The organism is Aquabacterium commune, assembly GCF_004362855.1.
Classification (GTDB): domain Bacteria; phylum Pseudomonadota; class Gammaproteobacteria; order Burkholderiales; family Burkholderiaceae_C; genus Aquabacterium; species Aquabacterium commune.
Genome location: NZ_SNXW01000002.1, coordinates 305,858 through 319,133, shown reverse-complemented (window position 1 = coordinate 319,133; position 13,276 = coordinate 305,858). Strand labels below are relative to the sequence as shown.

Genomic DNA, 13,276 nt, shown 5'->3' with positions numbered 1-13,276 from the left:
GTGATGCGTGTCGTCTGGCTGTGGGTGTTTGCATGTGCGTGGGGCGCAGGCCTGCTGGCACCCCTGCATGCCGAGACCGTCACGGTGGGCGCGGAAGACGACTGGGCGCCGTACTCCTACGCCATGGCCGGTCAGGCCGAGCCGCAGGGCCTGTCGCCGCGGCTGGTGCGCGCCGCTTTCCAGACTCAGGGCGTGCAGGTGAACTTCAAGGTGCTGCCCTTCTCCCGGTGCCTGCACGACGCCGAAATCGGGCGCCTGGTCGGGTGCTTCGACACCACGCGCACGCAGGCCAACAGCCACAGCTTCCACTGGCACACCACGCCCCTGTTCCGCGAGGAGTTGGGCATCTTCGCGCGCAGTGGGGTGCCTGGCCGCGAAGCCTCCCTGCCGGATCTGGTCGGGCATTCGGTCGGCATCACCGTGGGCTACACCTACCCGACCGAGTTCATGCGCCACCCCGGCATCCGCCGCCATGTGGCGGTGTCTGACGCCAACCTGCTGCGCATGCTCGCGGGCGGGCGTGTGGACTACATCCTCGTCAACACCCGGCCGGCGCAACACCAGCTGCACCGCATGCCCGAGCTGCAAGGCAAGGTCCAACGGGTGGGGGCGCTGCACATGGACAGCTTCTGGTTGAGTTTTTCCAAGGTGCACCCGGACGGGCAGCGCCTGTCCGTGGTGTTCGAAAAAGGCTTGCAAACGCTGATGGCCAACGGGCAGTACCAGCGCATGCTGGCGGACATCCAGCAGGCGCCGCGGCCATGAAGATCGGCACGTCCATTTCCCGGCGCATGACGGTGCAGGTGCTGAGCACCAGCCTGTTGATCGCCTTGCTGGCCGGGGGCTACCAGCTCTACACGGCTTACCGGGAGGGACTGCAGGCCATCCACGAGGGCTTGCGGGTCATCGGCACCACCCAGGTGCCGGCCCTGACGGCCGACGTCTGGCAGCTCGATGAAAGCCTGATCCAGCAGCAGCTCGCGGGCATCGCCAGCCAGCCCGATGTCAGCCACGCCGCCATCACCGGCGACATGCCGTTCGAGGTGGCGCCCATCGGCCAGCGTGCCTCGCCCAACGACAGCGCCTGGCTGCCCCAGGTGGTGTCGCGCCGCTACGACCTGGTGCGGCCCGACGAGGGCACAGGCCAGGGGCGGGTGATCGGGCAATTGACGGTCGAGGTGTCGCTGTCGGGGCTCCATGGCCGCTTGCGCGACATCGCCTTGACGGTCTTCCTGACGGAGCTGCTGCGCTCGGCCGTGCTGGCCCTGGCCATCGTGGTCGGCATGCGCCTGCTCATCCTGCGGCATGTGCAGCAGGTCGCGCGCTACGCGTCCGAGCTGACGCTGGACCAGCTGGACCGCCCCTTGCAGCTGGCGCGCACGCCCCGGGCGCAGCCCGGGCAGGCCGATGAGATCGACGTGCTGGCCGATGCCATCAATGGCATGCGGGTGTCGCTGCAGGATGAGATTGCCAAGCGCCAGGCCACCGAGCAGCGCAGCCAGCAGCTGGCCGTGGACAAGGAGGCCGCCGAGCTGGCCAATGCCGCCAAGGGCGAATTCCTGGCCAATGTCAGCCACGAGATCCGCACGCCGATGAACGCCATCATCGGCATGAGCGACCTGGCCCTGCACAGCGGCATGGCCGAACCGCAGCGGGGCTACATCCAGCGCGTCAGCACGGCGGCGCGCCTGCTGCTGGGCATCCTCAACGACATCCTCGATTTCTCCAAGATCGAGGCCGGCAAGCTCGACCTGGAGCAAACGCCTTTTTCCCTGACCGATGTGCTCGACAGCCTGCTGGATGTGGTCGGCGTCAAGGCCCGCGAGAAGGGCCTGGTGCTGAGTTTCACCGTGGCCTCCGATGCGCCCATCCGCCTGATGGGCGACCCCTTGCGGCTGCAGCAGGTGCTGGTCAACCTGGTGGGCAATGCCGTGAAGTTCACCGCGCAGGGTCAGGTCAAGCTGAGCGTGCGGGTGCTGTCGCAAAGCCCGGGTGAGGCGACCTTGCGCTTCGATGTGCGCGACACCGGCGTGGGCATGACGCCCGAGCAGCTCGCGCGCCTGTTCCAGCCCTTCAGCCAGGGCGACAGCTCGACCTCGCGCCACTTTGGCGGCACCGGCCTGGGGCTGGCCATCAGCCGCCAGCTGGTGGCGATGATGGGTGGCGAGATCGATGTGAGCAGCCAAGCGGGCCAAGGCAGCACCTTCGGCTTCAGCCTGCGCTACCCGCTGGACCTGGCCCGCACGGGCGACGGGCAAAGCCAGCGCCTGGGCGGGTCAGCGGCACAGGGTGGTCATGGCGGTCATGGCGGCACCCTGGGCCACCTGCCCTTGCCCGAGGCCCCGCCCGAGCTGGTCGGCGTGCGCGTGCTGCTGGCCGAAGACAACGAGGTCAACCAGGAGCTCGCCGTGGCCTTGCTGGCGCGCGTGGGCATCGCGGTGAGCGTGGCGTCCAATGGGCACGAGGTGCTGGCGCTGCTGGCCGAGCAACGCTTCGACTGCATCCTGATGGACTGCCAGATGCCCGGCATGGACGGCTACACCGCCACGCGCTGCATCCGTGCCGACGCCCGTTGGAAGGGTCTGCCCATCATCGCCATGACGGCCAACGCCATGGTGTCCGACCGCCAGAAGGTGCTGGACGCGGGCATGAACGACCACGTCTCCAAGCCCATCTCGGTGGAAGACCTCTACGCCAAGCTGGTGCGCTGGGCCGGGCGGGAGCGGGCTCAGGGCGTGGCCACGGTCCGTTGGGGCCAGCGCGCCTCGGACGGCACTGGGCCGACATAGCGGATGCTGACCTGCTTGTGAACCTGGCCGCTGCTCGGGTCGATGACGTTGGACACGCCCACATAGCTCAGCAGCCGCGTGCCCTTGGCGTCATAGACGATGTCGATGGGGTTGACCAGCAGGCGCAGCAGCGAGTCGGGCTCCACGCGCAGCTGGACGCCGGCCTCCTGCTCGACCTGGACATCGGCCACCTTGCGTGCGCGGAAGCGGAAGCGGTCGGTGTTGCCCGCCACGATGAGCTTGAAGCTCACGGTCTCGCCCTTGCGCAGCTGCGGCAGCTGGTCCAGCAGCAGGTGGTTGAAGCCGGAGTCGGCCGCTTCCAGACCGCTGTCGCGCGCCAGGCCCTTGCGGGTCTCCTTGCCCTGGTCCTGCTTGAACACCTCCACCGGGTCGCCGTTGCCGCTGATGCCTTCGCTGTAGCGCTGCGCCGGCATCTCCATCTTGTAGATCGGGATGTAGCGGTTGGCGCGGTAGTCCAGCGACTTGCGCGCCATCTCGCGGCCTTGCGGGTCGTAGTAGCGCGTGGTGGCGGTTTGCACCTCGCCATCGCTGCCGCGTTTGAACTCGTGCACCTCGGTGTAGAGGAAGCGCTGCGAGCTGGCGTCACGGGCAAAGCCGAGCACGGTTTCGGCCTGCGCGACCTCGCACCCCAGCAGTGTGCCGGCCACCACCACGGCGAGCAGGCGGACCTGGTTGAGCGGCCTCATGGTGCGGCCCTCAGCGTGCGTCAAACAGCAGGTGGGTCACGCCCCACTCGCTGCCGTGCTGGTAACCGAAGAACTCGGCCACGGCCATGTAGAACATGCGCCAGCGTTGCACCCAGCGCTCGGCGTCATCGCCATAGCATTGCTGGAAGGTGGCCAGCACGGCGGCCTTGTTGCTGTCCATGCCCTGCAGCCAATGTTCGGCCGTCTTCTGGTAGTGGGTGCCGTCCACCCACCACTGGTTGGACAGCTTCATGTCGTCCTGGAACTGCGCCAGCAGGTGCTCGTTGGGCATGATGCCGCCGAGGAAGAAGTACTGCGTCATCCAGTCGCTCTTGTCCTTGACCTCGTAGGGGTAGGCCAGGGTGGGGTGGGCGAAGATGTGCACGAAGAGCTTGGCGTCGTCGGTCATCCAGCCGCGCACCTTCTTGAGCAGCAGCTGGTAGTTGCGCATGTGCTCGAACATCTCGATGGAGATGACGCGGTTGAAACCGCCCTTGAGCGCATCGGCGGGCATGGGATCGGTGGCGACGTTGCCGGTGACGATGCGCAGGTTCTGGAAACCACGCTCGCGGGCGCGGCCTTCGATGAACTCGCGCTGGCCGTGCGAGTTGCTGAAACCGACGATCTCCAGGTGGGGGTAGTGTTCCGCCAGCCACAGGCTCAGCGAGCCCCAGCCGCAGCCCAGGTCGAGCACGCGGTCGCCGGCCTTGAGCTTGTCGAGTTGGGCGCGTTCGGCGTAGATGCGCATCATCGCTTCCTCCGCCTGGGCCAGGGTCTCGTTGCCGCGCTCGTACCAGCAGCACGAGTACTTCAGGCGCGGGCCCAGGTGCAGGTGGAAGAACTGGGCGGGCACCTCGTAGTGCTGCACGTTGGCGTCGTGCGTGTGGATGGCGATGGGGCTGCTCTTGAGGTCGGCCACGAAATCACGGAAGGCCGCGGTGCGGCGCGATGGGGGTTGGTCGTGGTGGGCGGCCAGGCGCTGGGCCATCAGGCGGCGCATGCCGGCGCGGATGACGGTGTCGGGCAGCAGGCCGTTTTCGGCCCATTCGATGGCAAACAACATGGTTCAGGCTCCTCCAGAGGTGTCAGGCCTTACGCAGTCCATCCAGGGTTGGATGCAGGGTGTGCAAGATGACGGGTGACGTCAGGCGCGGCGTGGCGGCCAGGGCAGCAACATGCTGGTGCGCTTCATGTACTCGGCGTAGCCCGGTTTGCGCACGGCCATCTCGGCTTCCAGCAGGGGCACGCCCGAGATCTTCAGCAGCAGCAAGACCATGACCATCGGCGCGACCAGCGACCAGCCCCACAGGCTGCCGCCCAGCGCGAGGGGGATGTAGGCGAGCCAGTGCACGCACTCGAAAAAGTAGTTGGGATGGCGGCTGTAGCGCCACAGGCCGACGTCGCAGACCTGGCCACGGCGGGCCGGCTCGGCCTTGAAGCGGCGCAGTTGCTCGTCGGCGAGGCCTTCGCCCCAGACCGACACCAGCAGGATGGCCACCGCAGCGGCCAGGCCCAGCGGCCCGGGTGAGCCCTCGCCATAGGCGGCCGGGATAAAGGCGCTGGCGGCCAGGGCCAGGGTGAACAGATTCTGGAACTGGAAGAACCAGAACATTTTCGATTGCGCCTGTGCGCCCCAGTCGGCGCGGAACTTGGCGTAGCGCCAGTCTTCGGCTGCGCGCCAGTTGCGGCCCCACAGGTAGGTGCCCAGGCGCAGGCCCCACAGCCCGCCCATGGCGCCCAGGGTCAGGCGCACCTCGGCGGGGGCTGTGCCCACGGCGGCGAACCACACGGCCAGGCCGCCCAGGGCCCAGGCCCAGATGGCATCGACGATGCCGCCGTTGCCCATGCGCCGCTGGATGAGCCAGGCCACGGACTTGGCCAGGAACAGCAGCAAGGCGGCCGCGAACACGGCGTGCAAGATCGACAGGGTGGGCATGGTGGGCACGGTCGGGGTGACGCGAAGTTGTCACCGATTCTAGGGAGTCATCCGCCGCGCCGCACCCTCAAACTTCTGCAAAAGTGGGTCAAAGGCACTTCAAGCCAGCGCCACCTCCACCATGCTCACTCGCCCTGGGTCTGCAGCACCGCCGGCACCGCCGCGCGGTGGAAGCCGTCGTAGGTGGGGGCGCCGGCGTGGTTGGGCGTGGGCATGACCGGGCTGTGCAGCGGCGCGCCACCGTCGATGGCCACGGTGATGCCGGTCACGAAGGCCGCGCCCGGGCTCAGCAGGAAGCAGATCACCGAGCTGACCTCGGCCTCCAGGCCCATGCGCTTGGCCGGCAGGTTGTCCTTGAGCATGCGGATCATCGGGGCCATGGCCGGGCCATAGGCGTCCATGCCGCTGGAGGCGATCCAGCCCGGCGCCACCGCGTTCACGCGCACGTGGGATGCCGCCCATTCGTAGGCCGCGGTTTTCGTGAGGTTGGCCATGCCGGCGCGGGCGGCGCCCGAGTGCGCCATGCCCGGCATGCCGTTCCACATGTCGGCCGTCATGTTGACCACCGCGCCGCCGTGTTTCGCCATGCTCTGGTTGTAGGCCTCGCGCATCATCAAAAAGCCGCCTGTCAGGTTGTTGGTGACCACCGCCTCGAAGCCCTTCTTCGAGATGGCCGACACCGGCGAGGGGAACTGGCCGCCGGCGTTGTTCACCAGGCCGTGGATGCGGCCGTGCTGCGCCACCATGGCGGCGACGGCCGCCTTGACCTGGTCCTCGTCGCGGATGTCGAAGGCGCTGGTGAACACCTGGCCGCCGTCTTCGGTGATTTCGGCGGCGGTGCGCGCCAGCTTCTCTTCGTTGCGGCCGGTGATGACCACGGGGGCGCCGAGCGCGGCCAATTCGTGCGCCACGCAACGCCCGATGCCCGAGCCGCCGCCCGTGACCACGTGGACCTGGCCCGCGAACAGGCCGGGGCGGAAGATGCTGTCGTAGCGGGCAGGGTGGTCGGTGGGCTGGGTCATGGTCGCGCTCTCCGGAAGGGTGAGGAAGGGTGAAAACAAGGATGTGGGGCTTGGGGCTTGCCCGGATTGTGGGCTCAGGGTAACGTAAGCGTCAATTGCAGGCATCATAGGTTAACTACCGATGGCCCCTGACATCCCCCGCCGTCACCCACCCCACCCTCCGAGAGACACCATGAGCGCCACCGGCCACACCTCCCCAGCGGGCTTTCCTGCCTACTTCAACGAGACCCACGCCATGGTCCGCGAGACCACCCGGCGCTTCGTGGCGCAGGAAATCCTGCCGCACATCGCCGAGTGGGAGGAAGCGGGCAGCTTCCCGCGTGAGCTCTACCAGCAAGCCGGCGCCCTGGGCCTGCTGGGCATCGGCCACCCCGAGCACCTGGGTGGCGCGGCCGAGCACGATGTCTTCATGAAGGTGGCCGTCAGCGAAGAGCTGATGCGCAGCACCTCGGGCGGCCTGGTGGCCAGCCTGGGCTCGCTCGACATCGGCCTGCCGCCGGTGTGGCGCGGCGCCTCGCCCGAACTGCAGCAGCGCATCGTGCCGCCTGTGCTGGCCGGCGACAAAATCATGGCCCTGGCCATCACCGAGCCCGGCGGCGGCTCCGACGTGGCCAACCTGCGCACCCGCGCCGTGCGCGATGGCGACCACTACGTCGTCAACGGCAGCAAGACCTACATCACCTCGGGTGTGCGCGCCGACCACTACACCGTGGCCGTGCGCACCGGCGGCGAGGGTTACGCGGGCGTGTCGCTGCTGCTGATCGACAAGGGCACGCCCGGCTTCAGCGTGGGTCGCAACCTGAAGAAGATGGGCTGGTGGGCCTCTGACACGGCCGAACTGTTCTTCGAAGACTGCCGCGTGCCCGCGGGCCACCTGATCGGGCCGGAGAACGCGGGCTTCATGCTCATCATGATGAACTTCCAGGCCGAACGCCTGGCCCTGGCCGTGATGGCCTACATGACCGCGCAGATGGCGCTGGAAGCCTGCCTGGACCACGTGAAGGATCGGGTTACCTTCGGCAAGCCCCTGGCCAAGCACCAGGTCATCCGCCACAAGCTCGCCGAGATGGCCACCCAGGTCGATGTGGCGCGCGAGTACGCCTACCGCGTGGCCGCGCGCATGCAGGCGGGGCAGGTGGTGGTCAAGGAGGTTTCGATGGCCAAGAACTTCGCCACCGAGGTCGCCGACAAGGTGACGTATGAGGCCGTGCAAATCTTCGGCGGCATGGGCTACATGCGCGAATCGGTGGTCGAGCGCCTCTACCGCGACAACCGCATCCTCTCGATCGGCGGGGGCACGCACGAGATCATGAACGAGATCATCGCCAAACAGCTCAACCTGTGAGTCACAGAAGATTCACGTGCTTTTTGCTCAAGGCGCCCTGACTTCGGGCCGATAAAACTCCCGTTGTTGTAGGGAGAAACCATGACGCCACCGGCGCACGCATCGGCAACTTCTGAGAATTTCGTCGCGCAAGCGGCCGCCAGCCAGCCGGGGATGACCGTCTCCGAGATCATGGCCTGCGGCCTCTTGAGCACCCATTACCAACCGCTGGGCCGTCTGCGCGACGGCGAAGTGGTCGGCCACGAGGCCTTGCTCCGCGGTCCCCGCGGGCATGCGCTGGCCGCCCCCGACGCCCTGTTCGCAGCGGCCCAGGCGCAAGGTGTGGGCTTCGACCTGGAGGTGCACGCCGTCAAGCTGGCCCTCAAGGGCTGGGCCGGCCAGGGCATGGCGGGTCAGCTCTTCGTGAACTTCAGTGCCGGGGCCTTGGCCGCCTTGCTGGCCCACCCGGTGGGGCATGGCATCTGGGGCCTGATCCGCGACATGGGCATCCCCACGGGCCGGCTGGTGGTGGAGATCACCGAGCACGAACGCGTGGCCAACCTTTCCCGCCTGCTCGACGCCATCCAGATGCTGCGCCGCCTGGACGTGCAACTCGCGCTCGACGACTTCGGCGATGGCCGCTCCAGCCTGCGCCTGTGGGCCGAGCTCAAGCCCGACATCGTCAAGATCGACAAATACTTCGCCCGCGACATCGCCTCGCACCCGGAGAAGGTCCAGACCATCACCGCGCTGCGCCGCATCGCCGAGACCTTCGGCACGCAGATGGTGGCCGAGGGCCTGGAAACGCCGGAAGAACTGCGCGCCCTGCGCGACCTGGGCATCGAGCTGGGCCAGGGCTACCTGCTGGGCCGCCCACAGGCCACCCTGGCCGAGGCCTTGCTGCCCGCGGCCCGCGCCGTCATCGACAGCCGCGAAATCGCCGTGCTGCCCAGCAAGACGCGCCAGGCTCGCAGCGACTTTGCCCTGGGCACCATCGTGATGGAGGTGGCCCCCCTGCCGGCCGATGCCACCCACCACCAGGCCGCGCGCCGCTTCCTGCAAGACGAGTCGCTGCGCGCCATCGCCGTGGTGCAGGACGGCCAGCCCATCGGCCTGGTCAACCGCCACGGCTTCCTCAACCAGTACTCCAAGCCCTATTTCAAAGAGCTGTACGACCAGCGTTCCTGCCTGCTGTTCGCCAACACCCAGCCCCTGGTGCTGGACGCCGGCATCGGCCTGGACCAGCTCACCGACGTGCTGACCTCGGAAGACCAGCGCTACCTGACCGAGGGCTTCATCGTCACACGCGACGGCCAGTACCTCGGCATGGGCACCGGCGAGCGCCTGGTGCGCGCCGTCACCGAATTGCGCATCGAGGCCGCCCGCCACGCCAACCCGCTGACCTTCCTGCCCGGCAACATCCCGCTGACCCTGCACATCGGGCGCCTGCTGCAAGGCGGTGCGCCTTTCGTGGCCTGCTATGCCGACCTCAACCACTTCAAGCCCTTCAACGACCACTACGGCTACTGGCGCGGCGACGAGATGATCTGCCTGCTGGCGCGCACCCTGGTGGCGCACGCCGATGCGCGGCGCGACTTCGTGGGCCACGTGGGCGGCGACGACTTCGTGGTGCTCTACCAAAGCGAAGACTGGCACAGCCGCATCGAGGCCGCCGTGGCCGATTTCAACCGCGAGGCCATCGCCCTGTTCGACGACGAGGCGCGCGAGCGCAGCGGCATCGAGGCCGAAGACCGCGAAGGCGTGATGCGCTTCTTCCCGCTGACCACGCTGTCGGTGGGTGCCCTGCGCGTGCACCCCGGCGACTTCGCCCAGCCCGAGCAGGTGGCCAGCGCGGCGGCGGCGGCCAAGCACAAGGCCAAGTTGCTGTCGGCGGGGGTGTATGTGGATGCGCGGGAGGTGGGGGCGGGGAGGGCTTGAGCTGAATGGGCGCGCCTGACTGGGCGCGCGCTCAGTTCACGCCCTGCGGCTCATACAGGTGCCGCTGAAACCCCACGAACACGCGTCGCACCTGATCAGGTTGACCCAACTCGGCCAGGGCATCGGCGATGGCGTTGTTGTACTTGAGCTTGAGCAAGTCCTTGATCTTGGCGTCGTCCAGCTCATCGACACCGCGCAGCACGTACTGCCCCAGCACGAACACCACGAAGGCCTGCTGCTTGTCGGTCAGTCCATCGGCGGCCAGGGCCACGGCCCGGGCGTGTTCAGCGCGAGCCTCGCGTGACAAGGGCTCATGCGCAAAAGCCACATGCGCCAGCACATCGAACAGGTCGCTCTGCTCGGCCTCGACGATCTTCTGCATCTCGCGCAGCGGCTCGCGGCCAAAGCCCTTCTCCGCCAGCCCCGTCAGCAGCGCCCTGCGCGTTTGCGGGTCGCTCCAGATGCGGCGCAACTCATCCTCGTCCTGGAAAAATTCGGGCAGCACGCCGAACAGGGCTTCGAGGAATTGCACTGCCGACATTGGCTTGCCATCGGCGCTCCAGAACGAGGTGGACGCCATGTGCTGGATCTTGCGCGCCTTGCCATCGGCCAGCTTCACCTTGGCCATCCGTGGCTTGTCCACCGGATCGGGTGAGGGCGGCTCGCCCACGCCGCCAGGCACCACTTCCGGCTTGGGTGGATAAACCCCACCCGCAGTGGGCGGCTCGGGCGCGATGGGTTCGCCATCCCACTCAGGGTCGCTGAACAGGTGGTGCGCTTTCACGAAGTCGTAGATCGTGAAGTGGTCCTTGCCGTCGTACAGGCGCGTGCCCCGGCCAATGATCTGCTTGAACTCGATCATCGAGTTGATGCGCCGCATCAGCACGATGTTGCGCACGTTGCGCGCATCCACGCCCGTTGACAGTTTCTGCGACGTGGTTAGCACCGTGGGAATGGTTTTTTCGTTGTCCTGGAAGTCGCGCAGGTGCTGCTCTCCCAGGGCGCCATCGTTGGCCGTCACGCGCACGCAGTACAGCGGGTCTTTGCTGGTCTTGTGCTGGTTGATGAGGTCGCGCACTGCCAGGGCGTGGTCTTGCGTGGCGCAGAAGACGATGGTCTTTTCGCGCTGGTCGATCATGTCCATGAAGAGCTTGACGCGGTAGGCCTCGCGCGCCTTGATCTCGATGACACGGTTGAAGTCCTTCTCTTCGTAGCGCTTGCCCTGCTCCACGGCGCCGTCCACCACCTCGTCGTCTGCGGTGTAGACGTAGTCGTCCAGCGTGGTGGCGATTTGCTTGACCTTGAACGGCGTCAGGAAGCCATCGTTGATGCCTTCCTTCAGCGAGTACTGGTACACCGGCTCACCGAAGTAGGCATAGGTGTCGGCATTCAGCGTGCGCTTGGGCGTGGCCGTCAGGCCCAACTGCACGGCTGGCGCGAAGTATTCAAGGATGGCGCGCCAGGCGCTTTCGTCTTTGGCGCCACCGCGGTGGCATTCGTCGATGACGATGAAGTCGAAGAAATCGGGTGGGTAGTCGCCAAAAAACGGCGCACCTTCCGGCCCACTCATGAAGGTCTGGAAGATGGTGAAGAACACGCTGCCGTTCTTGGGCACACGCCCCTTCTTGCGGATGGCGTCGGGCTCGATGCGCACCAGGGCATCTTCCGCAAAGGCCGAAAACGCGTTATAGGCCTGATCGGCCAGGATGTTGCGGTCGGCCAGGAACAGGATGCGCGGTCGGCGCTGCGGCTCGGTGCCAGCCTGCCAGTCGTTGAGGTTCCAGCGGCTTTGGAACAGCTTCCAGGCCAGCTGGAAGGCCACGAAGGTCTTGCCCGTGCCGGTGGCCAGGGTCAGCAGGATGCGGTCGCGCCCGTGGGCGATGGCGTCCAGCACGCGCCCCACCGCGATCTCCTGGTAGTAGCGGCCCTGCCAGGTGCCGCCCTTGTCCTCGAAGGGGATGGCGGCAAAGCGGTCGCGCCAAGCGTTGGCCTCGGCAAAGGTCTGGCCCCAGAGTTCATCGGGGCTGGGGAAGGCAGGCACATCGCCTTCGCTGCCCTGCTGCATGTCGATGCCGTAGATGGCCTGGCCGTTGGTGGCGTAGGTGAAGCGCAGCGCCAGCTTGGCGGCGTACTGCTTGGCCTGCCCCACGCCTTCGGTGTGCGGCTTGCCCCAGGCCTTGGCCTCGACCACGGCCAGCTTGGTGTTGCGGTACACCAGCACATAGTCGGCCACCTCGGCGCGGGTGCGCTTGCCTGCGCCTTGCAAGCGGCCTTGGGTGATGGCGTGTTCACGCAGGATGCGGCTGCCTTCGACCAGGCCCCAGCCTGCGGCTTTCAGCGCAGGGTCGATGTGTTCGGCGCGGGTTTCGGCTTCGTTCATGAAGAGGCTTCGGGGTGCGCCAACATGTTCATGATCAGGCGGATCAGCGTGTCTTTCTGCTCGGGTGCCGATTCGGCCACGAGCAAGGCCAGCGCTGCCAAGCCGATGTCGTTGATGACTGGCTGACCGTCCAGTCCCAGCAGGCGACCATTGCGCGCCAGGAAGTCCACGAAGAGAAAAGCGCCGCTGCGCTTGTTGCCATCGGCAAATGGATGATTCTTGATGACGAAATACAGGAGGTGTGCGGCTTTGCCCTCCAACGTTGGATAAGCTGGCTCACCAAACACGGTCTGGCTCAGGTTGCCCAGCAAAGCACCCAGGCCGTCACCATGCTCAAGGGCAAACAAATCGGTGGCCTCCCCCCGGCGCATCAACTCAGCCTTGAGCCGAGCAAGGGCCGCATGCGCCTCGGCCACGTCAGGCAGTTGGCCACCCTGCTGCTGCGGTGGTTCGGCCAACAAGCCTTCGTCGTAGCGTTGCAGCAGCAAATAGGTGCGGGCATACCGTGTGACCACATCCAGCAGGCCCCGCCCAGCCTCACCGGGGAGTTCGGCCTGATGCGCCAGCTTGCGCACCAGTTGCAGGGCGGCCTCCAACTCAAGGGCATTGGCCTGCAAGCGCTGTTGGTTGAGGGTGTAGCCCTGGGTGAGGTGCTCACGCAGCACGCTGGTGGCCCATTGCCTGAAAACAACAGCCCGCCTTGAATTGACCCGGTAACCCACCGAAATCACGGCATCCAGGTTGTAGTGCTTGAGGCTGCGCTTCACCTTGCGCTTGCCTTCGGTTTGAACTGCTAAGAATTCCTTAGCAGTTGCCGCCTCGTCCAGTTCTGCGTCGGCGTAAATGTTGCGCAAGTGCATGAGCACGTTCTCTGGCGTGGTGTCGAACACACCCGCCATCTGGCGCTGGGTGAGCCATGCGCTGTCGTGTGCCAGGCGCACCTCCACGCCTCCGGCGTCGGTTTCGAAAATGGCGATGTCGGCATCAGCCTCCCTCAGATGGCTCACCGCAGCACCCCGCGACCGAAGCACTGCGCCAGTTCGCCCACCATGATGCGGCTCACGGTGTTGGGCGCCATGTCCACCTCGGCCGCGAGCTTGCCTGGCGTGATGCCGTGATCGGCACAACACCATGCCATGCGGGCAGCGTTGACGGACTGGATGCGTTCCATGTGGGCCAT

11 protein-coding genes are annotated in these 13,276 nt (G+C 66.8%); 4 read left to right on the top strand and 7 right to left on the bottom strand.

The annotated features are described in order from the left end of the window. Positions 1-3: 3 nt before the first annotated feature. Together EV672_RS05245 and EV672_RS05240 are read left to right on the top strand one after the other, a co-directional pair. Positions 4-765, top strand: coding sequence for a substrate-binding periplasmic protein (locus EV672_RS05245; protein WP_166643460.1), 762 nt, complete (start codon positions 4-6; stop codon positions 763-765). Beyond that, a complete protein-coding gene (locus tag EV672_RS05240) occupies positions 762-2,789 on the top strand; it encodes an ATP-binding protein (protein WP_133606965.1) in 2,028 nt (675 codons plus the stop codon). The genes EV672_RS05245 and EV672_RS05240 overlap by 4 nt, the downstream gene beginning before the upstream one ends. On the opposite strand, the gene EV672_RS05235 is transcribed toward EV672_RS05240, so the two are convergent. The 4 genes from EV672_RS05235 to EV672_RS05220 form a co-directional block, all read right to left on the bottom strand. Beyond that, positions 2,729-3,496, bottom strand: coding sequence for a hypothetical protein (locus EV672_RS05235; RefSeq protein ID WP_133606963.1), 768 nt, complete (start codon positions 3,494-3,496; stop codon positions 2,729-2,731). The genes EV672_RS05240 and EV672_RS05235 overlap by 61 nt on opposite strands. Positions 3,497-3,506: 10 nt before the next feature. Continuing rightward, positions 3,507-4,559 (bottom strand): SAM-dependent methyltransferase, encoded by a 1,053-nt coding sequence (locus EV672_RS05230; RefSeq protein ID WP_133606961.1) that lies wholly within the window; start codon positions 4,557-4,559, stop codon positions 3,507-3,509. A gap of 81 nt (positions 4,560-4,640) precedes the next feature. Next, positions 4,641-5,432: a DUF1295 domain-containing protein gene (locus EV672_RS05225; protein WP_166643459.1), complete on the bottom strand. Its 792-nt coding sequence runs from the start codon at positions 5,430-5,432 to the stop codon at positions 4,641-4,643. A 125-nt stretch (positions 5,433-5,557) separates the two neighbouring features. Further along, complete coding sequence (locus EV672_RS05220) at positions 5,558-6,454, bottom strand: SDR family oxidoreductase (RefSeq protein WP_133606957.1); 897 nt, start codon at positions 6,452-6,454, stop codon at positions 5,558-5,560. Between the two features lie 172 nt (positions 6,455-6,626). Here EV672_RS05220 and EV672_RS05215 point away from each other — a divergent pair, with 172 nt between their 5' ends. After that, entirely contained in the window at positions 6,627-7,799 is a 1,173-nt protein-coding gene (locus EV672_RS05215) for an acyl-CoA dehydrogenase family protein (protein ID WP_133606955.1), read from the top strand. An 81-nt stretch (positions 7,800-7,880) separates the two neighbouring features. Then, on the top strand, positions 7,881-9,716 hold the full coding sequence (locus EV672_RS05210) for an EAL domain-containing protein (RefSeq protein ID WP_133606953.1): 1,836 nt from the start codon (positions 7,881-7,883) through the stop codon (positions 9,714-9,716). A gap of 31 nt (positions 9,717-9,747) precedes the next feature. Here EV672_RS05210 and hsdR read toward each other — a convergent pair whose 3' ends face one another. Genes hsdR through EV672_RS18810 form a run of 3 tightly spaced genes read right to left on the bottom strand, consistent with a single transcriptional unit; the run spans position 9,748 to position 13,267 of the window. Further along, entirely contained in the window at positions 9,748-12,096 is a 2,349-nt protein-coding gene (gene hsdR, locus EV672_RS05205) for an EcoAI/FtnUII family type I restriction enzme subunit R (RefSeq protein ID WP_133606951.1), read from the bottom strand. Further along, positions 12,093-13,103: a virulence RhuM family protein/type II toxin-antitoxin system death-on-curing family toxin gene (locus tag EV672_RS05200; RefSeq protein ID WP_243738532.1), complete on the bottom strand. Its 1,011-nt coding sequence runs from the start codon at positions 13,101-13,103 to the stop codon at positions 12,093-12,095. The genes hsdR and EV672_RS05200 overlap by 4 nt, the downstream gene beginning before the upstream one ends. Further along, complete coding sequence (locus EV672_RS18810) at positions 13,100-13,267, bottom strand: hypothetical protein (RefSeq protein WP_208110711.1); 168 nt, start codon at positions 13,265-13,267, stop codon at positions 13,100-13,102. The genes EV672_RS05200 and EV672_RS18810 overlap by 4 nt, the downstream gene beginning before the upstream one ends. Positions 13,268-13,276 lie beyond the last annotated feature (9 nt).

Bases quoted from the DNA above. Each gene is read 5' to 3' on its own strand.
- EV672_RS05215 (WP_133606955.1), top strand. From the start codon at position 6,627: ATGAGCGCCACCGGCCACACCTCCCCAGCGGGCTTTCCTGCCTACTTC.
- EV672_RS05225 (WP_166643459.1), bottom strand. From the start codon at position 5,432: ATGCCCACCCTGTCGATCTTGCACGCCGTGTTCGCGGCCGCCTTGCTG.
- EV672_RS05210 (WP_133606953.1), top strand. From the start codon at position 7,881: ATGACGCCACCGGCGCACGCATCGGCAACTTCTGAGAATTTCGTCGCG.
- EV672_RS18810 (WP_208110711.1), bottom strand. From the start codon at position 13,267: ATGGAACGCATCCAGTCCGTCAACGCTGCCCGCATGGCATGGTGTTGT.
- EV672_RS05230 (WP_133606961.1), bottom strand. From the start codon at position 4,559: ATGTTGTTTGCCATCGAATGGGCCGAAAACGGCCTGCTGCCCGACACC.
- EV672_RS05240 (WP_133606965.1), top strand. From the start codon at position 762: ATGAAGATCGGCACGTCCATTTCCCGGCGCATGACGGTGCAGGTGCTG.
- EV672_RS05220 (WP_133606957.1), bottom strand. From the start codon at position 6,454: ATGACCCAGCCCACCGACCACCCTGCCCGCTACGACAGCATCTTCCGC.
- hsdR (WP_133606951.1), bottom strand. From the start codon at position 12,096: ATGAACGAAGCCGAAACCCGCGCCGAACACATCGACCCTGCGCTGAAA.
- EV672_RS05245 (WP_166643460.1), top strand. From the start codon at position 4: ATGCGTGTCGTCTGGCTGTGGGTGTTTGCATGTGCGTGGGGCGCAGGC.
- EV672_RS05235 (WP_133606963.1), bottom strand. From the start codon at position 3,496: ATGAGGCCGCTCAACCAGGTCCGCCTGCTCGCCGTGGTGGTGGCCGGC.